24 protein-coding genes and 1 riboswitch are annotated in these 25806 nt (G+C 72.2%); of the genes, 12 read left to right on the top strand and 12 right to left on the bottom strand.

All coding sequences use genetic code 11. From position 1 onward, the window contains the following. Window positions 1–5 precede the first annotated feature (5 nt). Complete coding sequence (locus OG936_RS06675; RefSeq protein ID WP_406493197.1) at window positions 6–761, top strand: SDR family oxidoreductase; 756 nt, start codon at window positions 6–8, stop codon at window positions 759–761. 159 nt (window positions 762–920) lie between these two features. Here the strand turns inward: OG936_RS06675 and amaP are convergent, their stop codons facing one another. The 5 genes from amaP to OG936_RS06700 are packed head-to-tail and all read right to left on the bottom strand — an operon-like array spanning window position 921 to window position 3260. Further along, window positions 921–1499, bottom strand: a complete 579-nt coding sequence (gene amaP, locus OG936_RS06680; protein WP_406500335.1) for an alkaline shock response membrane anchor protein AmaP — start codon at window positions 1497–1499, stop codon at window positions 921–923. A 5-nt stretch (window positions 1500–1504) separates the two neighbouring features. Beyond that, entirely contained in the window at window positions 1505–2191 is a 687-nt protein-coding gene (locus OG936_RS06685) for a DUF6286 domain-containing protein (protein WP_406493199.1), read from the bottom strand. Next, on the bottom strand, window positions 2188–2550 hold the full coding sequence (locus OG936_RS06690; RefSeq protein ID WP_406493201.1) for a hypothetical protein: 363 nt from the start codon (window positions 2548–2550) through the stop codon (window positions 2188–2190). Before OG936_RS06690 ends, OG936_RS06685 begins: the two co-directional genes overlap by 4 nt. After that, on the bottom strand, window positions 2547–2738 hold the full coding sequence (locus OG936_RS06695) for a hypothetical protein (protein ID WP_383749713.1): 192 nt from the start codon (window positions 2736–2738) through the stop codon (window positions 2547–2549). The genes OG936_RS06690 and OG936_RS06695 overlap by 4 nt, the downstream gene beginning before the upstream one ends. Before the next feature lie 48 nt (window positions 2739–2786). Then, window positions 2787–3260, bottom strand: coding sequence for an Asp23/Gls24 family envelope stress response protein (locus OG936_RS06700; protein WP_406493202.1), 474 nt, complete (start codon window positions 3258–3260; stop codon window positions 2787–2789). A gap of 91 nt (window positions 3261–3351) precedes the next feature. On the opposite strand from OG936_RS06700, the gene OG936_RS06705 reads away from it, so the two are divergent. After that, the gene (locus OG936_RS06705; RefSeq protein WP_406493203.1) at window positions 3352–4053 is read left to right on the top strand and encodes a hypothetical protein; all 702 of its coding nucleotides are present in this window, start codon (window positions 3352–3354) and stop codon (window positions 4051–4053) included. Window positions 4054–4177: 124 nt separating this feature from the next. Here the strand turns inward: OG936_RS06705 and OG936_RS06710 are convergent, their stop codons facing one another. From OG936_RS06710 to OG936_RS06720, 3 genes are all read right to left on the bottom strand, one after another. After that, window positions 4178–4969 carry an enoyl-CoA hydratase/isomerase family protein gene (locus tag OG936_RS06710; protein ID WP_406493204.1) on the bottom strand — a complete coding sequence of 264 codons (792 nt, stop codon included), beginning with the start codon at window positions 4967–4969 and terminating at the stop codon, window positions 4178–4180. Between the two features lie 152 nt (window positions 4970–5121). Further along, window positions 5122–5343 carry a helix-turn-helix domain-containing protein gene (locus OG936_RS06715; protein WP_406493206.1) on the bottom strand — a complete coding sequence of 74 codons (222 nt, stop codon included), beginning with the start codon at window positions 5341–5343 and terminating at the stop codon, window positions 5122–5124. Between the two features lie 340 nt (window positions 5344–5683). After that, window positions 5684–7282: an ABC-F family ATP-binding cassette domain-containing protein gene (locus OG936_RS06720; protein WP_406493208.1), complete on the bottom strand. Its 1599-nt coding sequence runs from the start codon at window positions 7280–7282 to the stop codon at window positions 5684–5686. A 282-nt stretch (window positions 7283–7564) separates the two neighbouring features. Between OG936_RS06720 and OG936_RS06725 the strand changes: the two genes are divergently transcribed. Continuing rightward, the gene (locus tag OG936_RS06725; protein ID WP_266745430.1) at window positions 7565–7978 is read left to right on the top strand and encodes a VOC family protein; all 414 of its coding nucleotides are present in this window, start codon (window positions 7565–7567) and stop codon (window positions 7976–7978) included. Window positions 7979–8072: 94 nt separating this feature from the next. On the opposite strand, the gene OG936_RS06730 is transcribed toward OG936_RS06725, so the two are convergent. From OG936_RS06730 to OG936_RS06740, 3 genes are all read right to left on the bottom strand, one after another. Continuing rightward, window positions 8073–9383 (bottom strand): hypothetical protein, encoded by a 1311-nt coding sequence (locus tag OG936_RS06730; RefSeq protein ID WP_406500337.1) that lies wholly within the window; start codon window positions 9381–9383, stop codon window positions 8073–8075. Between the two features lie 185 nt (window positions 9384–9568). Further along, window positions 9569–10696 (bottom strand): alpha/beta hydrolase, encoded by a 1128-nt coding sequence (locus OG936_RS06735; RefSeq protein WP_406493210.1) that lies wholly within the window; start codon window positions 10694–10696, stop codon window positions 9569–9571. A gap of 180 nt (window positions 10697–10876) precedes the next feature. Further along, the gene (locus tag OG936_RS06740; protein WP_406493212.1) at window positions 10877–11536 is read right to left on the bottom strand and encodes a class II aldolase/adducin family protein; all 660 of its coding nucleotides are present in this window, start codon (window positions 11534–11536) and stop codon (window positions 10877–10879) included. 303 nt (window positions 11537–11839) lie between these two features. Between OG936_RS06740 and OG936_RS06745 the strand changes: the two genes are divergently transcribed. The 9 genes from OG936_RS06745 (at window position 11840) to cobI (ending at window position 24992) form a co-directional block, all read left to right on the top strand. Then, window positions 11840–13105 (top strand): anion permease, encoded by a 1266-nt coding sequence (locus OG936_RS06745; RefSeq protein WP_406493214.1) that lies wholly within the window; start codon window positions 11840–11842, stop codon window positions 13103–13105. A gap of 75 nt (window positions 13106–13180) precedes the next feature. Next, complete coding sequence (locus OG936_RS06750; RefSeq protein WP_266745434.1) at window positions 13181–13411, top strand: hypothetical protein; 231 nt, start codon at window positions 13181–13183, stop codon at window positions 13409–13411. 171 nt (window positions 13412–13582) lie between these two features. Then, window positions 13583–13714, top strand: a riboswitch (cobalamin riboswitch). Between the two features lie 144 nt (window positions 13715–13858). Next, the gene (locus tag OG936_RS06755; RefSeq protein WP_406493216.1) at window positions 13859–14947 is read left to right on the top strand and encodes a cobalamin biosynthesis protein; all 1089 of its coding nucleotides are present in this window, start codon (window positions 13859–13861) and stop codon (window positions 14945–14947) included. Further along, window positions 14944–16461 carry a cobyric acid synthase gene (locus OG936_RS06760; protein ID WP_406493217.1) on the top strand — a complete coding sequence of 506 codons (1518 nt, stop codon included), beginning with the start codon at window positions 14944–14946 and terminating at the stop codon, window positions 16459–16461. The genes OG936_RS06755 and OG936_RS06760 overlap by 4 nt, the downstream gene beginning before the upstream one ends. 8 nt (window positions 16462–16469) lie before the next feature. Beyond that, the gene (gene cobN, locus OG936_RS06765; protein WP_406500338.1) at window positions 16470–20135 is read left to right on the top strand and encodes a cobaltochelatase subunit CobN; all 3666 of its coding nucleotides are present in this window, start codon (window positions 16470–16472) and stop codon (window positions 20133–20135) included. A 121-nt stretch (window positions 20136–20256) separates the two neighbouring features. Next, the gene (locus tag OG936_RS06770) at window positions 20257–22275 is read left to right on the top strand and encodes a putative cobaltochelatase (protein WP_406493219.1); all 2019 of its coding nucleotides are present in this window, start codon (window positions 20257–20259) and stop codon (window positions 22273–22275) included. After that, a complete protein-coding gene (gene cobO, locus OG936_RS06775; protein ID WP_406493221.1) occupies window positions 22275–22874 on the top strand; it encodes a cob(I)yrinic acid a,c-diamide adenosyltransferase in 600 nt (199 codons plus the stop codon). The genes OG936_RS06770 and cobO overlap by 1 nt, the downstream gene beginning before the upstream one ends. A gap of 10 nt (window positions 22875–22884) precedes the next feature. Next, complete coding sequence (locus tag OG936_RS06780; protein WP_406493223.1) at window positions 22885–24249, top strand: cobyrinate a,c-diamide synthase; 1365 nt, start codon at window positions 22885–22887, stop codon at window positions 24247–24249. Next, window positions 24246–24992, top strand: coding sequence for a precorrin-2 C(20)-methyltransferase (gene cobI, locus OG936_RS06785; RefSeq protein ID WP_406493224.1), 747 nt, complete (start codon window positions 24246–24248; stop codon window positions 24990–24992). The genes OG936_RS06780 and cobI overlap by 4 nt, the downstream gene beginning before the upstream one ends. 23 nt (window positions 24993–25015) lie before the next feature. Here cobI and OG936_RS06790 read toward each other — a convergent pair whose 3' ends face one another. After that, the gene (locus tag OG936_RS06790; RefSeq protein ID WP_406493226.1) at window positions 25016–25738 is read right to left on the bottom strand and encodes a ZIP family metal transporter; all 723 of its coding nucleotides are present in this window, start codon (window positions 25736–25738) and stop codon (window positions 25016–25018) included. Window positions 25739–25806 lie beyond the last annotated feature (68 nt).

Genomic DNA, 25806 nt, shown 5'->3' on the forward strand with positions numbered 1-25806 from the left:
GGCCCATGGATCTTGGACTGAAGGACCGCGTGTACATCGTCACCGGAGCGACCCGGGGGCTGGGCAACGCCACGGCCCGGGCGCTGGCCGAGGACGGGGCGCGGGTGATCATCACCGGGCGGGACGAGAAGGGCGTCGAGACGGCCGCCGCCGAACTGGGGCCGGACGCCGTCGGCCTCGCGGCCGACAATGCCGACCCCGCCGCCGCCCAGCGTCTGGTCGACAGCGCGCACGAGCGGTTCGGGCGGCTCGACGGCATTCTCATCAGCGTCGGCGGGCCGGCGCCCGGCTTCCTCGCCGACAACACCGACGAGCAGTGGCAGTCGGCCTTCGATTCGGTGTTCCTGGGTGCGGTACGTCTCGCCAGGGCTGCGGCGGCCACGCTCGGCGACGGCGGGGTCATCGGTTTCGTGCTCTCCGGCTCCGTGTACGAGCCGATCGCCGGGCTGACGATCTCCAACGGGCTGCGCCCGGGTCTGGCCGGCTTCGCCAAGTCCCTGGCCGACGAGCTCGGTCCCCGGGGGATCCGGGTGGTGGGCGTGCTGCCGGGCCGGATCGACACGGACCGGGTGCGGGAGCTGGATACGCTCTCGGGCGACGCGGAAGCCTCCCGCGCGGTCAATGCGGCACGTATTCCACTGCGGCGGTACGGCACACCGGAGGAGTTCGGCCGGACCGCGGCGTTCCTGCTCTCGCCCGCGGCGTCGTATCTGACGGGCGTCATGCTGCCGATCGACGGCGGCTACCGGCACGGCTTCTGAACCCGCGCGTTCCCGCACCGGACCGGCCTTCGAAGGGGTGCCTTCCCGAACCGGACCGTTTTCCGGGCCGGCGCCTTCCTGGACCGGACCGTTTCACAGGAGCGGCCGGGCTTCGTTGCGTACCGTCGGGCGGGCCGTTCGAGTCCGTCCGGCGATACGTCAACTCACGCGTTCCGCACGGTGCTTGACCGCCCGCAGTCGCACCTCGGCCGGCAGCTCGGCCAGCCCCGCCGAATCCCGCGCATGCGCCAGCGCCTCGTCGGTGAGGCGGCCGAGCGCCTCGTCCGGCGCCGCGTGCGACTCCATCAGCAGGCGGATCCTGGCATGCGGCGCGCTGCGCCGGCCGGTCAGCGTGACCTGGGCGCGGGCCACCCCGTCCACGGTCCCCGCCTCCTGGGCGAGCACCCCTTCCAGAGCCCGGCCCCGCAGCAACGCGCCCTCGCCGTCGCCGCTGTCCACCAGCACCTCGGCAAGGCGGGCCCGGCGCAGTTGGGCCAGCAGCCACCACAGGGCGAGGACGACCACGACGGCGAGGACCGCGATCACCGTCGGCCACCACCAGCCCTCGCCGCGCCAGCGGTCCCGGTCGGCCTGGCTGAGGAGCACATCGCCCTTGCCGTACCAGGGCCACCAGGACGGTACGGAGAGGCCGAGTCCCGCGGCGAGCACCGCGCCGCCGACGCAGATCAGCACCAGCCCGGCCAGGCCGAGCAGCACGCGGTTGACGGTCCTGAGCAACTGACTCACCCCTTCTTCGCCGGACGGCGGACCTGTACGGACAGGCTGGGCGGCCTGGCCAGCCCCAGTTCCCTGATGGCGGTGGCGAGCACGGTGTCCAGATCGGCCCGTACGTCGTCGAGTTCGCGGAAGTGCGACACCGCGCGCACCCCGGCCCTGCTCCGGCCCATGCGGACCCGTACCGACTGCACGCCGGACACCTCGACGGCCCGGTCGCGCAGGACCAACGCTGCCGCTGTGCGGTCGAGTCCGGCGCGTATGCCGGGACGGTCACGGCGCATCGGCAGCAGGTCGCGGAGTCCGGGGGTGACGGCGAGCACGAGCAGCCACAGGCCGATCACCAGGGCGGCCACCGCGCCGGCCAGCACCCAGACGTTGTCCAGCGGCCGCTCGGCGAGTTCAGCGGCCAGCACGCGGCGCCACCGCATCGCCGGCCGGTCCGCCCGTACCGCCGCCACGTCGTAGAGGAGGAGGCCGGCGCCGCCGAGGGTCACCAGCGCGAGGACCGCCGCGGGGATGCGGCGCGGGGACCAGAATCGGCCCGCCCTGTCGCCGCCCCCCTGCTGTGCGGGCACCGGGTCGTACGCGGCGGACGAGGCGGACTGGTCGAGTTCGAGCAGGTCCCCCTTTTCGACGGGCCGGGCGGCGGGCAGCCGCTGTTCACGGTGTTCCGGGTCGTGGGGCTCGGTCATCGGATCCTCCCCTGTGCCGCGATGCCCGCTCCCGTCGGGTGCAGGCGCTCGACCTGTACGGCAACCTCGGGCACTTCCATGCCCGCCAACGCCCTTACCCGTTCGGCGACATGCCGACGCACCTCGCCGCACTGGCGGCCGATGTCGGTGGGGTATCCGAGCTCCAGGCTCACCCGTACCCGGGCGGTGCCACGTTGCACGGTGACCGTGGCGCGCGGCGAGGCGCCTTGCTCCGGCGGCTCGTCGATCGCCTCCTTCGCCGCGTGTGCGGCGATCTTCGCGATCACCCGGTCGGCGATCCGGGTCTCCCCGCGCTCACCGGCGGCGATCGGGCCGCCCGCCCCCGACAACGCCGTCACCGCCGTCGGTCGCCGCGCTCGCGACCCCGGAAGAAGTCGCCGGGTTCCAGGTCACCTTCCAGGAACCGGCCGACGACGAAGCCGACCGCCCCCAGCGCGGCCACCAGGAGAAAGGCGCCGAATCCGCCGAAGTACCCGGCGAATCCGAGCGCCATGCCGGCCACCATGCCGGCCACCGCCATGTTCATCGTGCGCTCCTCAACTGCCTCGGCTCCGAGGCCTTCGGGTCCGGAGGCCTACTGAAGACGTGGTTCGGGGTGGTCCTCGTCGTCGGGCTCGTCGGGCAGCTTCACATCGCTCACCGCGATATTGACCTCGACGACTTCCAGGCCGGTCATCCGCTCGACCGCCGCGATCACGTTCTCCCGTACGTCACGGGCGACATCGATGATCGACACGCCGTAGTCGACGACGATCTCCAGGTCGAGTGCGGTCTGTGACTCGCCGACCTCCGCCTTCACCCCGCGGGTGACGGACTTGCCACCGCCGGGGACCCGGTCGCGCACCGCCCCGAACGTGCGCGAGAGGCCGCTGCCCATCGCGTGGACACCGACCACGTCGCGGGTCGCCATTCCCGCGATCTTCTCGACCACGCCGTCGGCGATGGTCGTGCGGCCGCGGGTGGCGGGGTCTCCCCCACCGCGCTTGATGAGCGGGGTCGCTTCCTTGTCCGGGCTCTCGGGCCGGTTCCGCTGCGGAGTCTCGGTCATCGCCACTCTTCCCTTCGGGCAGGTTGGACCTCTTTGCCCACACTAAGTGCGCTTGCCCCGTCTCGCGCCGTGGATGCGGCAGGCTGGGGAGATGACGACGGCTGACGGTCCGCGCGGGACCGACGGATGGAAAGCGGCGGTACGGCAACGGCTCGGCCTCGGCCGGCTGCTTCCGCTGGGCGGTCCGGCGGACGGGGCCTGGATCTCGGAGCGGGCCGCGGTCGCGGTGCTGCGCGGCGCGGTGAGCGGGCCGGGACCGGGACCGGTGCTCGGGAGGCTCAGGATCTCGGTGGCGGATCCGGACGGGGCCCCGGCTCCGGAGCTGGAGCCACCGCCGAGTGCCCTGCCGCCGGGACCGTTGCGGATGGAGGCGACCATGTCGGCGATGTCCGGTCTGCCGCTGCCCGCCGCTGCCGCGGAACTGCGCTCGGCGCTGCTGGCGGCGGCCGGGCAGCGGCTGGGCCTGGTGGTCGCCGAGGTGGATCTCCGGGTGACGGAACTGCTCGACACGTCACCCGTACGGCCGACGCCCGAACCGGCCGAGGTGCGCGAGGCGAGGCCGGAGGGGGCGGCGGGGGTCGCTGCCGCGGGTGTTCCGGGTGTGGTGGCGCTGACCCGGGTGCTGGGCAACGCGGTGCACACGGGTCCGGGCCGGGTACGGGTCGAGCTGGCGACGGAATCGGGGCACCGGGCGCTCGATGTGGCTCGCGCGGTGCGGGGCGCGGTGGCGGCCGCGGTGGAGGGGCATCCCTCGGTCACGGTGCTGGTCACGGCGGTGGCGGAGCAGGACTGATCACCGGGCCCGGGAACGACCCACCAGGTCCGGGCCCGACGCACCGGGACCGACCCACCGGGTCCGGGACTGCCTTGCCGGGGCTGCCGCAAGGGGCCCGGGCGGGTCCTGCTCAGGCCCCGGATCAGTCGGTGATGCCCGCCAGGTCGCGCAGCCGGCGGCCCTGCGCGGCGCGTTCGGCGATGCGCTGCTCCTCGTAACCACGGGAGACGGCACCGCTCAGCAGCGCCTTGGTCTCCACGACCGCGTCGCGCGGGGCGGCGAGCAGTGCGGCGGCCAGGTCCCGGGCCGCCGCGTCCAGTTCACCGGCGGGGACCACGAGGTTGGCCAGGCCGGTGCGCTCGGCCTCCTCGGCGTGCACGAAGCGGCCGGTGGCGCAGATTTCGAGCGCGCGGGCGTACCCCACCAGGTTTACCAGGGGGTGGGTGCCGGTGAGGTCGGGGACCAGGCCGAGGCTGGTCTCACGCATGGCGAACTGCACGTCCTCGGCGACGATCCGCAGATCGCAGGCGAGGGCGAGCTGGAAGCCGGCCCCGATCGCATGCCCCTGGACGGCCGCGACCGACACGATGTCGTTGCGGCGCCACCAGGTGAACGCCTCCTGGTACTCGGCGATGGTCGCGTCGAGCTCGGACTCCGGGCCGCGCGCCATGTCGAGGAAGGACGGCTCACCGTCGAACCCCTCGGGGGTGAACGCCTGCCGGTCGAGGCCCGCGGAGAAGGACTTGCCCTCGCCACGGAGCACGACGACCCGCACGCTGCCGGGCAGCGCCCGTCCGGCCTCGGTCAACGCCCGCCACAGAGCGGGGGACTGAGCGTTGCGCTTGGCCGGATGGGTGAGGGTCACCGTGGCAACCGCGTCGTCGACGGTGAGTCGTACGCCGTCCTTGTCGAGCACAGAGTCGAGCGAGGTCATGGGGCGCCTCCGGATCGGTTCAGTCAGCCGGTCGAACTAAGTGACTGAACAGTAACCACCCGGCCGACAGTCTCGTCGACCGGGTGGCCACCGCCGAAACCGGTGAGCCCCGGGACGGGTCCGGACGACCTGTCCCGATCCGCCGAAGGCCGTCAGACCGTGGCGGCCTTCTTGCCCCGCGTCGCTCCGCCGCGTCCACGCAGCGTGACTCCGGACTCACTGAGCATCCGGTGGACGAATCCGTAGGAGCGGCCGGTCTCTTCGGCCAACGCCCGGATGCTCGCACCGGAGTCGTACTTCTTCTTCAGGTCTGCCGCGAGCTTGTCGCGCGCGGCGCCGGTAACCCGGCTGCCCTTCTTCAGAGTCTCGGCCACCCGTGCCTCCTCGTGGGAAGTGCGCTCTGGACTCTCATGATCACCCCTCGGGGGCGTCCTGGCCACCCATTCGGCAAGGTCCGTGCAACCGGATTCCGGTCCGGGGAGCGGACCGACTTAACCGGAATCCCCCATTCCATGGGGCTTCAGGGTCGGGTGACGACAACCTCGGGACGAACCGCCAGGTCAGGGCCACACGGGGAATGCGGCCCCGCATGGGTGCGCCCGGCAGGTATCTGCCGGGCGCCGCGCCGAGGTACGAGACGTACTCACGCAGATGACGGATCACGCATGGGCCGAATGATCCATACGGAGTGGATCAGAGGTGACCGGGCCGGGATCAGGCCAGCGCGACCAGGTCCCGGTAGTCCGCGCCCCACAGGTCCTCGACACCGTCGGGCAGCAGGATGATGCGCTCCGGCTGGAGGGCCTCGACCGCTCCCTCGTCGTGGGTGACGAGGACGACGGCACCCTTGTACGTGCGCAGCGCGCCGAGGATCTCCTCGCGGCTCGCCGGGTCGAGGTTGTTCGTCGGCTCGTCCAGGAGCAGCACATTGGCGGAGGAGACCACGAGGGTCGCGAGCGCGAGACGGGTCTTCTCGCCGCCGGAGAGCACTCCGGCGGGCTTGTCGACGTCGTCGCCGGAGAAGAGGAACGAACCCAGCGTCTTGCGGACCTCGACGAGATCGAGGTCGGGCGCCGCGGAGCGCATGTTCTCCAGGACGGTGCGGTCCGGGTCGAGGGTCTCGTGCTCCTGGGCGTAGTAGCCGAGCTTGAGTCCGTGGCCCTCGATGACCTCGCCGGTGTCGGGCTTCTCGGCGCCGCCGAGGAGCCGCAGCAGGGTGGTCTTGCCCGCGCCGTTGAGGCCAAGGATGACGACCCGGGAGCCCTTGTCGATGGCGAGGTCCACATCGGTGAAGATTTCGAGGGAGCCGTACGACTTGGACAGTCCCTCCGCCATCAGGGGAGTCTTGCCGCACGGCGCCGGCTCGGGGAAGCGGAGCTTGGCGACCTTGTCGGAGACCCGGACGGCCTCCAGACCGGAGAGCAGCCGCTCGGCGCGCTTGGCCATGTTCTGCGCGGCGACGGTCTTGGTGGCCTTGGCGCGCATCTTGTCCGCCTGCGAGTTGAGGGCCGCGGCCTTCTTCTCGGCGTTCTGCCGCTCGCGCTTGCGGCGCTTCTCGTCGGCCTCGCGCTGCTGCTGATAGAGCTTCCAGCCCATGTTGTAGATGTCGATCTGCGAGCGGTTGGCGTCGAGGTAGAAGACCTTGTTGACGACCGTCTCGACGAGCTCGGCATCGTGGGAGATCACGATGAAGCCGCCGCGGTAGGTCTTGAGGTAGTCGCGCAGCCAGACGATCGAGTCGGCGTCGAGGTGGTTCGTCGGCTCGTCGAGCAGCAGAATGTCGGCGTCCGAGAACAGGATCCGGGCCAGCTCGACGCGGCGGCGCTGACCGCCCGAGAGCGTATGGAGCGGCTGTCCGAGCACCCGGTCGGGCAGGCTGAGCGCGGCGGCGATGGTGGCGGCCTCGGCCTCGGCGGCGTATCCGCCCTTGGTGAGGAACTCCGTCTCCAGGCGCTCGTACTTCTTCATCGCCTTCTCGCGGGTGGCGCCCTTGCCGTTCGCCATCCGCTCCTCGTTCTCCCGCATCTTGCGCAGGATCTCGTCGAGACCGCGGGCGGAGAGGATCCGGTCGCGGGCGAGTACGTCGAGGTCGCCGGTGCGCGGGTCCTGCGGGAGGTAGCCGACCTCGCCGGCGCGGGTGATGGTGCCGCCGACGGGGTTGCCCTCGCCGGCGAGGCACTTGGTGAGGGTGGTCTTACCCGCTCCGTTGCGGCCGACGAGGCCGATGCGGTCGCCCTTGGCGATACGGAAGGAGGCGGACTCGATGAGGATGCGGGCGCCGGCGCGCAACTCGATGCCGGAAGCGGTGATCACGGTAAAACTCCAGGGCGGGTGGACTGCGGACGGGACGACTAAGAGTTCGACTCGACGCCGTTACTCATGCACAAGGAGAATTGCCATAGGGGTCATTCTACTGGCGGTGTGCAACTGCTTTTCCGCATGCGCCCACGGCACTTGTCCCGCCCTCGCCGGGCGCCGCCGCTCCGTGGCGGGCCGGGCCGAATCGGGCCGTCGTCGGCGGCGGGTGGAAGACTGAGACGCAGATCACAGAGATCGCAGAAACGGGTCACGGGAGCACGAGAAGGGGTGAGCGTCATGGCAGGCGCACCGGCCGGCGTTCCGACGATCTATCCGACGATTCTGTACGACGACGCGAAGGCCGCGATCAAGACGCTGACGGAGGGCCTCGGCTTCAAGGAGGAAGCGGTCTACGAGGGCGCGGCCGGCCAGGTTCTCCATGCGGAACTGTCCTGCGGCAACGGCAGAGTGATGCTCGGTTCCAAGGGCCGCGAGGGCGCCTTCGCCAAGGCGATGCAGGGGGCGGGCCCCGCCGGTGTCTACGTCGTGGTGGACGAGGTCGACGCGCACCACGCACGGGCCGTGGAGCACGGGGTGGAGATCCTGATGCCGCCCACGGACCAGGACTACGGCTCGCGCGACTTCATGGCCCGGGACGGGGAGGGCAATGTGTGGACCTTCGGGACGTACGCACCGGGGTCGGCGGGCTGACGGCCGGGCGGACCGACTGCCTGAGTGACGGGCTCAGCGGCGCACGCGTGGCCGGACGGGCTCGGGGCGGGCCCGTCCGGCGTGGTCGTACGGGCTACGCGCCGCCCGTGTGCACCTGGAACGCGGCCCGGCGCACCGCTTTGGCCAGTGCGGGGTCCGGGTGCGCGGCGGCCAGGGCCACCAGGACCTGCACGGTGCGCGGGTGGCCGACGGCCCGTACCTCGTCCAGCAGCGCCGGCACCGTGCCTTGGACGGCCGAGTCGAGGTGGCGGACCAGCAGTCCGGTCTCGCCGTGGTCGGCGACGGCCGCCGCGGTGTCGACCCAGAGCCAGGTGGCCTCCTCCCGGCTGAGGACGTCCTGGACGTCCTCGGGGTCGGTTCCGTCGTACTCGGCCAGCCAGAGCAGCGCGTAGGGGCGCAGCGAAGGGTCGGCGGCGACGGAGCGCACCTCGGGTTCCGCCGGGGCGCCGACGACCCGGAGGGCTTCGAAGGCGAGGCCGCGCAGCAGTGCGTCCTCGCCGCGGGCCACGGCGAGGAGTTCGGCGACGGCGCTGCCGACGGGGCGGGCGGCCAGCCAGGCGCGGTATTCGTCCCGGGCCGGGCCGGGGGTGAGCCGGGCGCAGCCGAGCAGCATGTCTGCGGCGGACTGCTCGATGTTCCCGGCGGGGCTCTGGGCCGCGACGCAGATCTGCTCCAGCTTGACCCAGACCGCCCAATTGCCGAGCGGGGTGAGGGTGACGTGTCCGGCGCCGAGCGTGAGCGCGCCGACGGCGGCCAGTCCCTCCAGGGCCCAGTCGAGGAGCAGGGCGACCAGGGCGGCGGGGTGTGCGGCGGGGGCGGGTTCGGCCGGTGCGGTCAGCGGCCGCGGTCCGTACGGCACCTCGCAGCGCTCCTCGTGGAGTTCGGCGACGCGCTGGCCGAGCAGGTCCAGGAGGGCGGGCAGGGTGACCGGGCCGGCCGAGAGCTGGAGGAGGGAGAGCACCTGGGGCACGGCCTCGACGGCCTCGGCGACCGCGGTGGACTCGATGCCCTCGGGTGCGGGGTGGACGAGCGACCAGGCGTCGAAGAGCGCCACCCAGCCGCGGAGCACGGCGGAGTCGTCGCGGTCCCAGGCGCGCAGCCGCCAGCCGGGGCGCGCGGTGCCGCCGTGCAGTTCGACGAGACCGGCCAGGCGGGCCCGGTCCCAGCCGGAGCGCACCTGGGCCGGGGACAACTCCAGGGCCGTCGCGGCCCGTTCGAGAGCCCGGGCGGCCGGTGGCGGTGCGCCGGGGAACGCGCCGTCGGCTGCCCAGTGGGCGATCCGTACGGCGTCGGCGAGGACCGTCCTGGCCTGGCGGGCCAGTTCCGCCCGGGGCGGGGTGCCCTCCGGGGGGCGGGGCGCCGGCCTGGTGCGGCGGGTGGTCACCGCCTTGCGAGCAGTGGCGATGGGTCGGGGGCGGACAAGTCGCAGCCTGGAGTCGCGCGGAGTACGGGACGTCACGGGGAGCAGTCTTGCCTCTGACGGCCCGAAAGCCCAAACGGAACCCGAATTCCCGGTGGAGGGGGTGCCCGGCGGGGTCCGGCACCAATCGGCCGATCCCCCTCATCAGGTCACATCAGAGGCGTGAGGAAGCGGCGCAGGGCCTCTTCGTAGTGGACCGGATCGGCATTCCACATCGCCGCATGCGGAGCCTGTGGAACGGCGTGCAGGGCGACCAGGTCCGGGCGGCGGGCGGCGAGATCGCGGGACGGCTGCCAGGGGGCCAGGGTGTCGTCCGGGCCGTGGAAGATCAGGGCCGGGACGCGCAGCTCCGACGCGAGGGAGCCGTCCAGGAGCCGGGCGCCGCGCAGCCCGGTCTGTCCCTGGGCGGCGCGGACCGCGAGCGGCAGCAGCGCGGTCGGGACGCCGTGGGCGACGGCCAGGGCGCGCAGTGTGGTGACCCAGTCCAGGACCGGGGAGTCGAGGACGAGACCGCGGATCCGGTCGCGCAGCGCGGAGTTGACGGCCGCGTGCAGCGCCATCGAGGCGCCGGTGGACCAGCCGTGCAGGACGACCTTGTCGGCTCCGTACCGCACGGCGAAGCGGACGGCCGCGTCCAGGTCGCGCCATTCGGATTCGCCGAGGTGGGCTAGGCCGTCGGGGGAACGCGGGGCTCCGGCGTCGCCGCGGTAGGCCAGGTCGAGGACGGGCAGGCGCAGGTCGTGCAGGAACTCCATGATGTTCATGGGGTGTTCCCTGGTCGTACCGAGTCCGTGCACGGTGATGACCCAGGTGTCGCGGGCGCCGGGCAGGAACCAGGCGGGCAGTGCGCCCAGTTCGCCGGGGATCTCGACTTCGCTGTGGTCGAGGCCGAGGGCCGAGGAGGGGTCGCCGCTGTGCAACTGCGGGGTGATCCGGACCTTGGCGCCGGGTTCCAGGTTGCCGCGGTCGACCCGCTCCAGTCGGCGGACGACGGTGTCGGGGGCGTGATGGGCGTGTTCGATCACCGGGCCGACGACCGCGTGGACGTCGTCGCCCACCAGTCCGTACCTGCCGGGCCGCAGCGCGGCGAAGGAGCGGGTCAGGGTGATCTGCCCGGCCGCCGTGGCGTGCACGGTGAGCCTGCGGTCGGCGGGGAGCGGTCGTCCGGACGGCGCCCTGAGCGCGGCGTCGCTGGCGTACCGGCCGGCCGCGACAGCTGCCGCACCGACGCCGAGGATCGTGGTGACGGCTGCTGCCGTGACTGTTGCCGGGCGCACGGTTCCAGTGTCGGGGGGTGTGCCGCACCCTGCCAGCGGACGGGGGCCGTCCGGTGTCCCGGCAGAGGTGATCCCGGAACGGGGTGATCCCGGAACGGGGTGATCTCGGAAGAGGTGATCTCGGAACGGGGTATCCCGGAAGGGGGTATCCCGGAAGGAGGTGGGACCGCCCGGAGCGGGTCAGCCCGGTTGTCCGTATCCCTTCAGGGCTTCCTGTACGTCGCGCAGCTGGGCCGGGGAGAGCAGGCTCGGAGTGTGTCCGGGTACGGAGCTCGCGGTGAGCCAGAGCCGGCAGAGCCATTCCAGCTGGGCGGTCCTGTCGTACGCCTCGTCCAGGCCGGCTCCATAAGTGAGGGTTCCGTGGTTCTGGAGCAGGCAGCCCGTACGGTCCCGCAGGGCGGTGAGCATGTTCTCGGCCAGTTCCGCGGTCCCGTAGCGCGCGTAGGCCGCGACCCGGACGGGGCCGCCGAGCATGGCGGCGGCGTAGTGGACCGGGGGGACCTCGTGGACCAGGGTGGAGACGGCCGTGGCGTGCACCGCGTGGGTGTGCACGACGGCGGCCGCGTCACTGTTCCGGTAGACCGCGAGATGAAGCGGGAGTTCGCTGGTCGGGGCCAGTTCGCCGATGATCCGGTTGCCTGCCAGATCGACGCCGACGACGTCCTCGGGGCCGAGCCGGTCGTACGGCACGCCGCTCGGCGTGACCAGGACCGTCCCGCCGACCCGGGCCGACACGTTGCCCGACGTGCCGACGACGAGGCCGTCCGCCGCCGTCCGGCGGGCGGTGGCGACGACGCCCTCCCATGCCTGTTCGATCGCGTCCCGCTGCTGATCGCTCATACCGAGATCCTGTCAGCCGCGGAGGCCCGGGTCAGCTCTATGAGCGAACGGACAAGCGGTCGGCTCGACCGAAGCCGCCACCATCACAAATCGGAAACGTTCGCAAATAGGGGTGACGAGGGGCGAAACGGGCCTCACGGAGCCCTGCGCTCGACTCGTGCCGCCCGCGGAGGACGAGCGGAGAACAAACTGAGCGACCCGACTCCGTTTGGAGTCACCGTGACGCCCTGTCCAGTTCATCTTCCGTTCACCCAGGTTGCCTACGGTCCACGTGCCAATGACGTCGAACGATTGCCTGGGTAAATGGAACACATCACGCTGCTCCTCGCGATTGTGATCGTGACAGCTCTAGTGTTCGATTTCACGAACGGTTTCCATGACACCGCCAACGCGATGGCGACGACCATCTCGACCGGCGCACTCAGACCGAAGACAGCGGTGGCCATGTCCGCCGCTCTCAACCTCGTCGGCGCGTTCCTGTCCGTGGAGGTCGCCAAGACGATCTCCGGCGGGATCGTCAACGAGAACGGGCTGCGGACAGAAGTCATCTTCGCGGCACTCGTCGGCGCCATCCTGTGGAATCTTCTGACCTGGCTGGTCGGGCTGCCGTCCAGCTCCTCGCACGCCCTGTTCGGCGGACTGATCGGCGCGGCGGTGATGTCGGCGGGCTGGTCGTCGGTCAACGGCGGCACCGTCGTCACCAAGGTGCTGCTCCCCGCGGTCGCCGCCCCGATCGTCGCCGGTCTGGCCGCGCTGCTGGCCACCAGACTGACGTACCGGATCGGCGGGAAGATCCGTAACGACGCCCAGGAGAAGGCCACCGCCAAGGGCTACCGCGCGGGTCAGATCGCCTCGGCCGGACTCGTCTCCCTCGCCCACGGCACCAACGACGCGCAGAAGACCATGGGCATCATCACCCTGGCGCTGGTCACCGGTGGCGTCCTGCACCCCGGTTCCAACCCGCCGGTCTGGGTGATCGTCTCCGCCGGTCTGGCCATCGCGCTCGGCACCTACCTGGGCGGCTGGCGCATCATCCGCACCATGGGCAGCGGCCTCACCGACCTCAAACCGCCGCAGGGCTTCGCCGCCCAGACCAGTGCGGCCACGGTCATCCTGGCCTCCTCCCACCTCGGCTTCTCCCTCTCCACCACCCAGTCCTGCTCCGGCGCCGTGATGGGCGCGGGCCTCGGCCGCCAGGGCGGCGTGGTCCGCTGGTCCACCGCCACCCGGATGTTCGTCGCCTGGGGTCTGACCCTGCCGGCCGCGGGCCTGGTCGGCGCGGGCGCGGAATTCCTCACCAAGCAGGGCACCTGGGGTGTCGTGGTCGTCGCGACGCTGCTGGTCGCGGGCTCCGGGGCGATCTGGCTGCTGTCGCGCCGCAAGCCGGTCGGCCACGGCGATGTCGCACCGGCGAACGGCGTCGCCGAGCCCGCGGGCGTCGTCACCACGGCCATCGCCGCCGTCTGCCCCCCGCTCACCGCGGCCCAGGCAGCGGCACAGGACCTCAAGACCACCATTCCGGCCCCGGCCGGAACCACCCCGGACCCGGCGCAACCCGCCACCGTCTAGGCCGACCTTCCAGGCCGGTCCGTCCGGGCCCGCCGTCCGGGCCCGCGTCCAGGCCCGCCGTCCAAAGGATTCCGCATGAAAATCGACTGGGCAGCCCTCGGCACCGTCTTCGGCGTCTCCCTCGTCGCCACCGTCGCACTGGTCGGCCTCTTCACCCTGGGCATCGTCGGCCTCTCCAAGCAGCCCGAACCGGCCACGCAGGGCGGCTCCGGCGGCTCGCTGCTGCTGGCCCGCGCCGGCGCGTACGTCTGCTTCGCGCTGTGCGCGGCGGCGGTCGCGTACGGGATCTATCTGATCGTCGCCTGAGCCCCGCCCCGCGCACTCCCTCTTCGGGCCGGACACACCTCGTGTGTCCGGCCCGAAGTGCTGCGCCCGGCCCGGTGTGGGCCTCAGCACACTGCGCCGTCGCAGGTCAACGGCAAGTTGACGGACGTTCGCGGAGCGTGGTGGACTGCCGGAGCCAATTACGGCGACAGCAGAGGAAGCCGGTGCGAATCCGGCGCGGTCCCGCCACTGTCACCGGGGAGCAGTCCCCCACACCGGAAGTCACGGCACGCGCGAGCGGGCTGGAAGGCCGGGGGAACTGCGGATCCGGGAGCCAGGAGACTCTCGTCGCCGGTCACGTCGAACCAGGGCGCGGACCCTGAGTGAGGACATATCGCCATGCCTGGCTGCCGTGCGTCCGTTGCTGTGGCGCTCTCACCGAGAGCCGCCTGTACGAAGCTCCTTCGAGGCGTAACGGCCGGCTGAGCCGTGCGTGCCGACCGCGTCTTCGCGTACGGCGCCACAGCCGGCCTGATCGGCGATCTGCTGCTCGGTGACCCCCGCAGGGGGCATCCGGTCGCCGCCTTCGGGCGGGCCGCGGCGGGCGTCGAGCGCCGGCTGTGGCGCGACCACCGCGGGTGGGGCGCGCTGCACACCCTCGTCTGCGCCGGAGGCGCCGCGGGTGGTGCCGCGCTGCTCGCCCGTGCCGTACGCGACCACCCCGCCGCCTCCGTCGCGTTGACCGCGGCCGCCACCTGGTCCGTCGTCGGCGGTACCTCCCTGGGGCGTGAGGCCCGGACCATCGGTGACGCCCTGGCCGCCGGTGACCTCGATCGCGCCCGCGAGCGGCTGCCGCATCTGTGCGGGCGCGATCCGCACTCCCTCGACGGGCCGCAGATCGCCCGCGCCGTGGTGGAGTCCGTGGCCGAAAACACCTCGGACGCCGTGGTCGGCGCCCTGGTGTGGGGTGCGCTGGCCGGTGTCCCCGGGCTCGTAGGCTTCCGGGCCGCGAACACGCTCGACGCCATGGTCGGCCACAAGTCGCCCCGCCACCGTCGCTACGGCTGGGCCTCGGCGCGCCTCGACGACCTCGCGGGCTGGCCCGGCGCCCGGCTCACCGCCCTGCTCGCCGTGGCCTCCGGGCGGCGGCCACGTGAAGCGGTACGGGCGTGGCGGGCCGACGCGGCCAAGCACCCGAGCCCCAACGCGGGCCCGGTGGAAGCCTCGTTCGCGGGTGCGCTCGGCGTGCGGCTCGGCGGGACGCTCGCGTACGGCGGCCGCGTCGAGCACCGCCCCGTCCTCAACGGGGAGACGGGCCGGGCGGTGGAGACCCAGGACATCGAACGCGCGGTGCGGCTGTCGCGCCGGGTGAGCGCGCTGGCCCTCGGCGTGTGCGTGACGGGCCGGTTGGGAGTAGCCCTCGCCGCACGGCGGATCGCGGAACGCCCGATGACAGAACGCTCGGCCGCGGGGACTCCGGTCGCAGTGACGTCGATCGCTGTGACCTGGATCGCTGTGACCTCGATCGCTGGAATTTCGATGGCAGCACGTTCGATCGCAGAACGGAGACGGACATGAGCGGCGGACTGCTGGTCGCCGGAACCACCTCGGACGCGGGCAAGAGCGTCGTCACCGCGGGCATCTGCCGCTGGCTCGTACGCCGGGGCGTGAAGGTGGCGCCTTTCAAGGCGCAGAACATGTCGCTGAACTCGTTCGTCACCCGCGAGGGCGCCGAGATCGGCCGCGCCCAGGCCATGCAGGCCCAGGCCGCCCGGGTCGAGCCGACCGCGCTGATGAACCCGGTCCTGCTCAAGCCCGGCGGCGACCGCTCCAGCCAGGTCGTCCTGATGGGCAGAGCCGTGGGCGAGATGAGTGCGCGCGGCTACCACGGGGGCCGGCAGGAAGCGCTTCTCTCCACGGTCGTGGACTGTCTGGAGCAGCTTCGGGGCACGTATGACGCGGTGATCTGCGAGGGGGCGGGCAGTCCGGCCGAGATCAATCTGCGGCGCACGGACATCGTGAACATGGGCATCGCACGGGCGGCGCGCTTCCCGGTGGTGGTCGTCGGCGACATCGACCGCGGCGGCGTCTTCGCCTCGTTCTTCGGCACGACGGCGCTGCTCGACGGCGAGGACCAGTCGCTGATCGCCGGCTACCTCGTCAACAAGTTCCGCGGCGACGTCTCGCTGCTGGAGCCGGGCCTGGAGATGCTGCGCGACATCACCGGGCGGCAGACGTACGGGGTGCTGCCCTTCGCCCACGGCCTCGGCATCGACGAGGAGGACGGGCTACAGGTCTCCCTGCGCGGGGCCGTGCGCGAGTCGGTCGTCGCGCCGCCGCACGGCGAGGACGTGCTGCGCGTCGCGGTGTGCGCCGTACCCCTGATGTCGAACTTCACCGATGTGGACGCGCTGGCCGCCGAACCGGGCGTCGTCGTCCGGTTCGTGGACCGCGCGGAGGAGCTGGCCGACGCCGACCTCGTCATCGTGCCGGGAACCCGCGGCACCGTGAAGGCACTGGCCTGGCTGCGCGAGCGCGGCCTCGCCGACGCCCTGGCACGGCGCGCCGCCGAGGGCCGGCCGGTCCTCGGGATCTGCGGCGGCTTCCAGATCCTCGGCGAACACATCGAGGACGAGGTCGAGTCGAGGGCGGGGCACGTCGACGGCCTCGGCCTGCTGCCCGTACGCATCCGCTTCGACCGCGAGAAGACCCTCGCCCGCCCCGTCGGCGAGGCGCTCGGCGCGCCGGTCGAGGGGTACGAGATCCACCACGGCGTCGCGGACGTGAGCGGCGGCGAGCCGTTCCTGGACGGCTGCCGGGTCGGCGCCGTGTGGGGCACGCACTGGCACGGTTCGCTGGAGAGCGACACGTTCCGCCGCCGCTACCTGACCGAGATCGCGCGGGCCGCCGGCCGGCGCTTCGTCCCCGCCCCCGACACCTGCTTCGCCGCGTTGCGCGAGGAACAGCTCGACCGCCTCGGCGACCTCATCGAAGAACACGCGGACACCGACGCGCTGCTGCGGCTCATCGAGTCGGGCGCACCGTCCGGACTTCCCTTCATCGCCCCCGGAGCACCTGGAGCACGCGCATGAACTCCCCTATGAGCACCGTGCTGTTGCTGTCGACCGCCGACACGGACCTCCTCGCCGCCCGCGCCTCCGGCGTGCCGTACCGGATCGGCAACCCCACCCGCATCGACACCCGCGAGGAACTCCCCGCACTGATCGAGGGCTCCTCCGTCGCCGTCGTCCGCCTCCTCGGCGGCAAGCGCGCCTGGGAGGACGGGCTGGCCGTCCTCAAGGCGTCCGGCATCCCGACCGTGCTGCTGGGCGGCGAGGCCGTGCCGGACGCGGAACTGATGGCCGAGTCGTCCGTACCGGCCGGTGTGGTCGCGGAGGCACTGCGCTACCTCGTGGAGGGCGGCCCCGGAAACCTCGTGGAGCTGGCCCGCTTCCTGTCCGACACCGTCCTGCTGACCGGTCACGGCTTCGCCGAGCCGCAGCAGATGCCCGAGTGGGGCCTGCACGGCGGGCGTACGTTCATCGAGGGCCGCCCGACCGTCGGGGTGCTCTTCTACCGAGCACACCAGCTGTCCGGGAACACCTCGTTCGTGGACGTCCTGTGCGACGCGGTCGAGGCACGCGGCGCCAACGCCCTGCCCGTGTACTGCGGTTCGCTGCGCAGCGCGGACGCCGGTCTCTACGAGCTGCTCGGCAGGGCGGACGCCCTGGTCGCCACGGTCCTCGCGGCGGGCGGCACCCGCGCGTCGGACGCCTCCGCCGGGGGCGACGACGAGGCCTGGGACATCGGCGCGCTCGCCGAGCTGAACATCCCCGTCCTCCAGGGCCTGTGCCTGACCTCGTCGCGCGCCGCGTGGGACGCCTCGGACGCGGCGCTCTCCCCCATGGACGCCGCGATGCAGGTCGCGATCCCGGAGTTCGACGGCCGGCTGATCACCGTGCCGTTCTCCTTCAAGGAGCAGGGTCCCGACGACGTGCCCGTCTACCGCGCCGACCCCGAACGCGCCGCGCGCGTCGCGGGAATCGCGGTACGCCACGCCGTCCTCAAGCACAAGTCGAACGCCGAGAAGAAGCTGGCCCTCGTCTTCACCGCCTACCCGACCAAGCACTCCCGCGTCGGCAACGCCGTCGGCCTGGACACGCCCGCGTCGGCGGTGCGGGTCCTGGACGCCCTGCGCGATGCCGGTTACGGGGTCGACGGGCACCCCGACAACGGCGACGAGCTGATCCACCGTCTCATCAACGCCGGTGGCCACGACGTCGAGTGGCTGACCGAGGAGCAGCTCGCCGCCGCCCCCGCGCGCGTCCCGCTCGCCGACTACCGGGCCTGGTTCGAGAAGCTGGAGCCGGAGCTGCGCGACTCGATGCTGGAGCACTGGGGCGAGCCGCCGGGCTCGCTGTACGTGGACGGGGACGACATCGTCCTCGCCTCGTTGCAGTTCGGGAACGTGGTGGTGCTGATCCAGCCGCCGCGCGGCTTCGGCGAGAACCCGATCGCGATCTACCACGACCCGGACATGCCGCCGTCGCACCACTACATGGCGACGTACCGCTGGCTGGAGGCCGCACCATCGGAGGGGGGCTTCGGCGCGGACGCCGTCGTCCACATGGGCAAGCACGGCACGATGGAGTGGCTGCCGGGCAAGGGCCTCGGCCTGTCCGCCGGCTGCGGCCCCGACGCCGTGCTCGGCGAACTGCCGCTGATCTACCCGTTCATCGTCAACGACCCGGGCGAGGGCACCCAGGCCAAGCGGCGCGGGCACGCCACCGTGGTGGACCATCTGGTGCCGCCGATGGCGCGTGCCGACACCTATGGCGACCTGGCCAAACTGGAGCAACTGCTCGACGAGTACGCGCTGGTCAGCGATCTCGACCCGACGAAGGCTCCCGCGGTGCGGGCGCAGATCTGGACGCTGGTGAAGGCCGCCGAGCTGCACCACGACCTCCATGTCGACGAGCAGCCCGGCGACGACGACTTCGACTCGTTCGTCATGCACATCGACGGCTACCTCTGCGAGATCAAGGACGTCCAGATCCGCGACGGCCTGCACATCCTCGGCGGCGGTCCCATCGACGAGGCGCGGGTCAACCTGGTCCTGGCCGTGCTGCGCGCCTCCCAGGTGTGGGGCGGCACGGCGAACGCGCTGCCGGGGCTGCGGGCGTCGATCGCCGAGCACTTCGGGCTCAGCGAGAAGGAGTTGCTGGCCGAGCCGGGCGCCGCGGTGAAGGTGCCGGCCGAGCTGACCGAACTGGTCGACGGCCCGGCGCGCACCGGTGCGGACGCGATCGATCTGCTGGAGCAGCTGTGCCGCCGGCTCGCGGAGGGCATGGAGGAGCGCGGCTGGGACCTCACGGCCGTTGCGGGGCTGGTACGGGACGTCCTCGGCTTCGAACTCCCGGACGCCGTGGCCGTGTTGGGCTTCGCGTGCGAGGAGGTCGTGCCGCGGCTGGCCCGGACGACGGACGAGGTCGACCACATTCTGCGGGCGCTGGACGGCGGCTTCGTACCGGCGGGTCCGTCGGGCTCACCCACCCGCGGTCTGGTCAACGTGCTGCCGACCGGGCGCAACTTCTACTCGGTGGACCCGAAGGCGATTCCGTCCCGGCTGTCGTGGGAGGTCGGCCAGTCCCTCGCGGACTCCCTGATCGCCCGGTACCTCGCCGACACGGGCGACTACCCGAAATCGGTCGGTCTGACCGTGTGGGGCACCTCCGCCATGCGTACGCAGGGCGACGACATCGCGGAGATCCTGGCGCTGCTCGGCTGCCGTCCGGTGTGGGACGACGCGTCGCGGCGGGTGACCGGCTTCGAGGTCGTGCCGGTGAGCGAGCTGGGCCGGCCGCGCATCGATGTGACGGTGCGGATCTCCGGGTTCTTCCGGGACGCGTTCCCGCATGTGGTGGGGCTGATCGACGACGCGGTACGGGCGGTGGCGGAGCTGGACGAGCCGGCCGACGCCAACTACGTACGAGCGCACGCCGACGAGGACACGGCAGAGCACGGCGACCGGCGTCGAGCGACGGCACGCATCTTCGGGTCGAAGCCGGGGGCGTACGGTGCGGGGCTGCTGCCGCTGATCGACGCGCGGAACTGGCGGTCGGACGCGGACCTGGCCGAGGTGTACGCGGTGTGGGGCGGTTACGCGTACGGGCGCGGGCTCGACGGGCGGGCGGCGCGCGGGGACATGGAGACGGCGTTCCGGCGGATCGCGGTGGCGGCGAAGAACGTGGATACGAGGGAACACGACATCCACGATGCCGACGACTATTTCCAGTACCACGGCGGCATGGTGGCCATGGTCCGGCATCTGACTGGCGAGAGCCCCGAGGCGTATGTCGGTGACAGCGCCACGCCCGACCAGGTGAAGACGCGGACACTCGGCGAGGAGACGCACCGGGTCTTCCGCGCGCGGGTCGTGAACCCACGCTGGATGGCGGCCATGCGTCGGCATGGCTACAAGGGCGCGTTCGAGATGGCCGCGACCGTGGACTACCTCTTCGGGTACGACGCGACGGCAGGGGTCGTCGACGACTGGATGTACGAGAAGTTGTCGGCGGAGTACGTGTTCGACGAGACCAACCGGGACTTCATGACGAAGTCCAATCCCTGGGCGCTGCGCGGGATTTCGGAACGGTTGCTGGAGGCGGCCGAGCGGGGGCTGTGGGCGGAGCCGGACGCGGAGACGCTGGAGCGGCTCCGCGCGACGTACCTCGAACTTGAGGGAGATCTGGAGGGGGACGAGTGAGCGGTCCGTCCATGTCCGCCCATCGGGGGCTCCGCCCCCGGACCCCCGCTCCTCAAACGCCGCAGGGGCTGGAATTCACGCCGGAGGGGCTGACACCTCGCCGTACCCCCAAGGAGACATCGTGAGTACGCCGTACCCCTTCACCGCCATCGTCGGGCAGGACGATCTCCGGCTCGGGCTGCTGCTCAACGCCGTCTCACCCGCCGTCGGCGGGGTGCTGGTGCGTGGCGAGAAGGGCACCGCCAAGTCCACCGCCGTGCGTGCGCTGGCCGCGCTCCTGCCGGAGGTTCCCGTCGTCGCCGGGTGCCGGTTCTCGTGCGACCCGGCGTCGCCCGATCCGGCGTGTCCCGATGGCCCCCACGAGGCCGGGACCGGCGTGTCGCGGGATGCGCGAATGGTGGAGCTTCCGGTCGGCGCGTCCGAGGACCGGCTCGTCGGGGCGCTCGACATCGAGCGAGCACTCGCCGAGGGCGTGAAGGCCTTCGAGCCGGGGCTGCTCGCCGACGCGCATCGCGGGATTCTCTACGTCGACGAGGTCAATCTCCTGCACGACCACCTCGTGGATCTGCTGCTGGACGCGGCCGCCATGGGCGCGTCGTACGTGGAGCGTGAGGGCGTCTCCGTACGGCATGCCGCGCGCTTCCTGCTCGTCGGGACGATGAACCCGGAAGAGGGGGAACTGCGGCCTCAGCTCCTCGACCGTTTCGGGCTGACCGTCGAGGTCGCCGCCTCCCGTGAGACCGATCTGCGGGTCGAGGTGGTGCGGCGTCGGCTCGCGTACGACGATGATCCCGCCGCCTTCGCCACCCAGTGGGCCGACGAGGAAGGCGCGTTGCGCGCGCGGATCGTGGCCGCGCGTGCACTGCTGCCCCAAGTACGGCTCGGTGACGGCGCGTTGCGCCAGATCGCGGCCACCTGCGCGGCCTTCGAGGTCGACGGGATGCGTGCGGACATCGTGATGGCACGGACAGCCACCGCCCTGGCGGCCTGGGCGGGACGTACGGATGTGCTCGCCGAGGATGTACGGCAGGCCGCCCTGCTCGCGCTCCCCCACCGGCGCAGACGCAACCCGTTCGACGCGCCGGGGCTCGACGAGGACAAGCTCGACGACACGCTGGAGCAGAACAGCGGCGAGGACGACGATCCGGACCCGGACGGCCCCGGTGGCGGCGGCCGGCCCCCGCAGGGCGACGGGCCCGACACACCGCCGCAGCCCGAGGGCGAGGCCGACGACACGCCCGCGCAGTCCGTGCCCGAGCAGGGCAAGGAGCAGGGACAGGGGCAGTCGTCCGGAGGCGGTGAGCAGCAGCCCGTACGGGCCGGTGAGCCGTTCCGTACGAAGATGCTGAGCGTGCCCGGTCTGGGCGAGGGCGCGGCGGGGCGGCGGTCCCGGGCGCGTACCGAGCACGGACGTACGACCGGTGCGCGGCGTCCACAGGGCGCCCTGACCAAGCTGCATCTGGCGGCAACCGTGCAGGCCGCCGCCCCGTATCAGCGGGCGCGGGGGCGGTCGGGGCGGGGGCTGGTGGTCCGGCGGGACGATCTGCGGCAGGCGACCCGGGAGGGACGCGAGGGAAACCTCGTTCTCTTCGTGGTGGACGCGTCCGGGTCGATGGCTGCCCGGCAGCGTATGAGTGCGGTGAAGGGTGCGGTCCTTTCTCTGCTGCTGGACGCGTATCAGCGGCGGGACAAGGTCGGGCTGGTCACCTTCCGGGGCAAGGACGCCGAGGTGGTGCTGCCGCCGACGTCGTCGGTGGACGCGGCGGCAGCGCGGCTGGAGATGCTGCCGACCGGTGGGCGTACGCCCGTCGCGGCCGGGCTGTTGAAGGCGCACGAAGTGTTGCGGGTGGAGCGGCTGCGTGATCCGTCGCGGCGGCCGTTGCTGGTCGTGGTGACCGACGGGCGGGCGACCGGGGGGCCCGAGCCGGTGGCGCTGGCGGCGCGGGCGGCGCGGCTGCACGAGGCGCAGGGCATCGCGTCCGTCGTCGTGGACTGCGAGTCGGGGCCCGTACGGCTCGGGCTCGCGACCGGTCTCGCACGGGATCTCGGCGGCACCGCCGTCACGCTCGACGAGCTGCGGGCCGAATCGATCGCCGGGCTCGTCAAGGACGTTCAGGGAACCAGCAGGAGGGCCGCGTAATGCCGCAGGGACAGCCGACCACCGTGCCGGACGACGGGCTCACCACCCGTCAGCGCCGCAACCGCCCGCTGCTGGTGGTGCACACCGGCATCGGTAAGGGGAAGTCGACGGCGGCCTTCGGGCTCACGCTGCGCGCCTGGAATCAGGGGTGGCCGATCGGGGTCTTCCAGTTCGTCAAGTCGGCGAAGTGGAAGGTCGGCGAGGAGAACGCGCTCAAGGTCCTCGGGGCGAGCGGCGAGGGCGGGTCCGTGGCCTGGCACAAGATGGGCGAGGGCTGGTCGTGGGTGCAGCGCGACAAGCAGCTGAACAACGAGGAGGCGGCGCGCGAGGGCTGGGAGCAGGTCAAGCGCGACCTGGCCGCCGAGACGTACCGGCTGTACGTCCTCGACGAGTTCGCGTACCCGATGCACTGGGGCTGGGTCGACACCGACGAGGTGATCGAGGTGCTGCGGAGCCGTCCCGGTACGCAGCATGTGGTCATCACCGGGCGCAACGCGCCCGAGAAGCTGGTGGAGGCCGCCGACCTGGTGACCGACATGTCGAAGGTCAAGCACCCGATGGACGCCGGTCAGAAGGGTCAGCGGGGCATCGAATGGTGAGGGGCCCGCGGTGAACGTTCCGCGTCTGGTGATCGCCGCGCCCTCCTCGGGCAGCGGCAAGACCACCGTGGCCACGGGGCTGATGGCGGCCTTCGCGGGCCGGGGTCTCGCCGTGTCCGGGCACAAGGTCGGGCCCGACTACATCGACCCCGGCTACCACACGCTGGCCACGGGGCGGCCTGGGCGCAACCTCGACGCGTACATGTGCGGTCCGGAACTGGTCGCTCCGCTGTTCGCGCACGGGGCGCGCGGCTGCGATCTGGCGGTCGTCGAGGGGGTGATGGGGCTGTACGACGGGGCGTCGGGCCACGGTGAGCTGGCGTCGACCGCCCAGGTCGCGAAGGTGCTGCGGGCGCCCGTGGTGCTGGTCGTGGACGCGTCGTCGCAGTCGCGGTCCGTGGCCGCGCTGGTGCACGGCTTCGCCTCGTGGGATCCGCGGGTGCGGATCGGTGGGGTGATCCTGAACAAGGTCGGCTCGCAGCGGCACGAGGCGTTGCTGCGGGAGGCCCTGGACGAGTCGGGCGTGCCGGTGCTGGGGGTGTTGCGGCGGGCCGAGCAGGTGGCTGTGCCGTCGCGGCATCTGGGGCTGGTGCCGGTGGCCGAGCGGCGGCGCGACGCGGTGGCCGCGGTCGCGGCGATGCGGGAGCAGGTGGTGGCGGGGTGCGATCTGGAAGCGCTGATGGCGTTGGCGCGGTCGGCGCCCGAGGTGCCGGGTGAGGCGTGGGACGCGGTGGAGGCGGTGGGCGCAGGCGGGGCGGGGAAGCCGGGCCTGGGCTCCGGGGTGGTCGCCGTCGCGTCCGGGTCCGCGTTCACGTTCTCCTATGCCGAGCACACCGAGCTGCTCGCCGCCGCAGGGGCCGAGGTCGTGCCGTTCGATCCGTTGCGGGACGAGGTGCTGCCCGAGGGGACTCGGGGGCTGGTCATCGGGGGCGGGTTCCCGGAGGTGTACGCGTCGGAGCTGTCCGCCAACGAGCCGTTGCGCAAGGCCGTTGTCGAGCTGGTGGAGTCCGGGGCTCCGGTGGCCGCCGAGTGTGCGGGGCTGCTGTATCTGGCGCGTTCGCTCGACGGGCTGCCGATGTGCGGGGTCCTCGATGCCGAGGCCCGGATGTCCGAGCGGCTGACGCTGGGCTACCGGGAGGCCGTGGCGGTCTCCGACAGCGTGCTGGCGGCGCCCGGCACGCGGGTGCGCGGGCACGAGTTCCACCGGACCGTGCTGGAGCCGGGCGCCGGGGCCGAACCGGCCTGGGGCCTGCATCAGCCGGAGCGGCGCGTGGAGGGGTTCGTGCAGCGGGGCGTGCACGCGAGTTATCTGCATACGCATGGGGCTTCGTCGCCCGCCATGGCCCGCCGATTCGTTGAGAGGTGCAAGGGATGAACCACGGTGACGTGACGCGCAGGCTGGTCGGTGTGGGTGTCGGGCCCGGTGACCCGGAGCTGGTGACCGTCAAGGGTGTGAACGCGCTGCGCGCCGCCGCGGTCGTCGTCGTGCCGGTGATGGACACCGGTGAGCGGGGGCGGGCCGAGGCGACCGTGCTGCATTACGTGGCGGCCGACAAGGTCGTACGGGTGGTGTTCGCGCTCAATGAGCGGACCGACCGGGCGCGCCGGGAGGCGGCGTGGGACGCGGCGGGTGAGCGGGTCGCCGAACTGCTGCGTACGCATGGTTCGGTGGCGTTCGCGACGATCGGAGACCCCAATGTGTATTCGACGTTCACGTATCTCGCGCACACGATAGGTGACCTGCTGCCGGGTACGGCCGTGGAGACGGTCCCGGGGATCACGGCCATGCAGGATCTGGCCGCCCGCAGCGGTGCTGTGCTGACGGAGGGCACGGAGCCGTTGACGCTGGTGCCGGTGACCGCGGGGGCCGCGGTGCTGAAGGAGGCTCTGGAAGGTCCCGGGACGGTCGTGGCGTACAAGTTCGGGCGGCTGGCGGCGGAGGTGGCCACGGCGCTGCGGGAGACGGGACGTACCGAGGACGCGGTGTGGGGTTCGGCGCTCGGGCTGCCCGAGGAGTCGATCCGGCCGGCGGCGGAGCTGGCCGAGGGGCCGTTGCCGTATCTGTCGACGCTGATCGCGCCTGCGCCGCGCGACGGCGGGCGGGGCGGGAAATTGTGAGGCGCCCGTGTGCGGCCCGGTGGTCAGTCCGCGATGCCCACCACCAGCCAGATGAAACCCACTCCGGCCACCGTGCACAGCAGCGTGGAGCGGGCCGGGTGTTCGTGGTGTGCCTCGGGCAGGATCTCGGCGGCGGCGAGGTAGAGCAGCGCGCCGCCGAAGAAGCCGAGGTAGCAGCCGAGCGGTTCCTCCGGAAGGGTGAACAGCAGCGTCGTCGCCGCGCCCACGAGGGGTGCCAGGGCGTCCGCGAACAGCATGAGCAGGGCCTTGCGGCGGGCGTTCCCGTACAGGCTGGTGATCGTGTACGTGTTGAAGCCGTCGGCGAAGTCGTGCGTGATGACGGCGAGGGCGACGGCGGCTCCCATGCCGGCGCCCACCTGGAAGGCCGCGCCGAGCGCGACGCCGTCCATCAGGCTGTGGCCGACCATCGCCGCCGCCGCCGTGAGTCCGACCTGTGGCACCCGCTCCTCGCCCGCGCCGTGTGCCGCCTGGCGTACGGCGAGCAGACGCTCCACCATGTGCGCGACGAGGAAGCCGCCCACGAAGAGCAGCAGGGCGGCGGGGACACCGAAGACGGGTTCGCCCGCGGCGTCGATCGCTTCCGGCAGCAGGTCCAGTCCGACCACGCCGAGCATCAGTCCGCCGGCGAAGCCGAGCACCAGGTGGCGGCGGTCGGTGACGCGTTGGGCGACCCAGCCGCCGGCCAGGGTCATCAGGAACGCGCCGAGCGCGACGAACACCGCCATGCGCCCTTGCTAGCCGATTGACCCCGGTGCGCGCATCTCAGCGCGCGCTGCCGTTCGTACCGTCCTTC

Origin of the sequence: Streptomyces sp. NBC_00846 (assembly GCF_045207325.1) — a bacterium.
Taxonomy (GTDB): domain Bacteria; phylum Actinomycetota; class Actinomycetes; order Streptomycetales; family Streptomycetaceae; genus Streptomyces.

Excerpts from the sequence above, each read along its gene's own strand:
- OG936_RS06685 (WP_406493199.1), bottom strand. The coding sequence starts at position 2,191 with ATGACCGAGCCCCACGACCCGGAACACCGTGAACAGCGGCTGCCCGCC.
- OG936_RS06745 (WP_406493214.1), top strand. The coding sequence starts at position 11,840 with ATGGAACACATCACGCTGCTCCTCGCGATTGTGATCGTGACAGCTCTA.
- OG936_RS06760 (WP_406493217.1), top strand. The coding sequence starts at position 14,944 with ATGAGCGGCGGACTGCTGGTCGCCGGAACCACCTCGGACGCGGGCAAG.
- cobI (WP_406493224.1), top strand. The coding sequence starts at position 24,246 with ATGAACCACGGTGACGTGACGCGCAGGCTGGTCGGTGTGGGTGTCGGG.
- OG936_RS06725 (WP_266745430.1), top strand. The coding sequence starts at position 7,565 with ATGGCAGGCGCACCGGCCGGCGTTCCGACGATCTATCCGACGATTCTG.
- cobN (WP_406500338.1), top strand. The coding sequence starts at position 16,470 with ATGAGCACCGTGCTGTTGCTGTCGACCGCCGACACGGACCTCCTCGCC.
- OG936_RS06700 (WP_406493202.1), bottom strand. The coding sequence starts at position 3,260 with ATGACCGAGACTCCGCAGCGGAACCGGCCCGAGAGCCCGGACAAGGAA.
- OG936_RS06790 (WP_406493226.1), bottom strand. The coding sequence starts at position 25,738 with ATGGCGGTGTTCGTCGCGCTCGGCGCGTTCCTGATGACCCTGGCCGGC.
- OG936_RS06695 (WP_383749713.1), bottom strand. The coding sequence starts at position 2,738 with ATGAACATGGCGGTGGCCGGCATGGTGGCCGGCATGGCGCTCGGATTC.
- OG936_RS06705 (WP_406493203.1), top strand. The coding sequence starts at position 3,352 with ATGACGACGGCTGACGGTCCGCGCGGGACCGACGGATGGAAAGCGGCG.
- OG936_RS06675 (WP_406493197.1), top strand. The coding sequence starts at position 6 with ATGGATCTTGGACTGAAGGACCGCGTGTACATCGTCACCGGAGCGACC.
- OG936_RS06750 (WP_266745434.1), top strand. The coding sequence starts at position 13,181 with ATGAAAATCGACTGGGCAGCCCTCGGCACCGTCTTCGGCGTCTCCCTC.
- OG936_RS06710 (WP_406493204.1), bottom strand. The coding sequence starts at position 4,969 with ATGACCTCGCTCGACTCTGTGCTCGACAAGGACGGCGTACGACTCACC.
- cobO (WP_406493221.1), top strand. The coding sequence starts at position 22,275 with ATGCCGCAGGGACAGCCGACCACCGTGCCGGACGACGGGCTCACCACC.
- OG936_RS06740 (WP_406493212.1), bottom strand. The coding sequence starts at position 11,536 with ATGAGCGATCAGCAGCGGGACGCGATCGAACAGGCATGGGAGGGCGTC.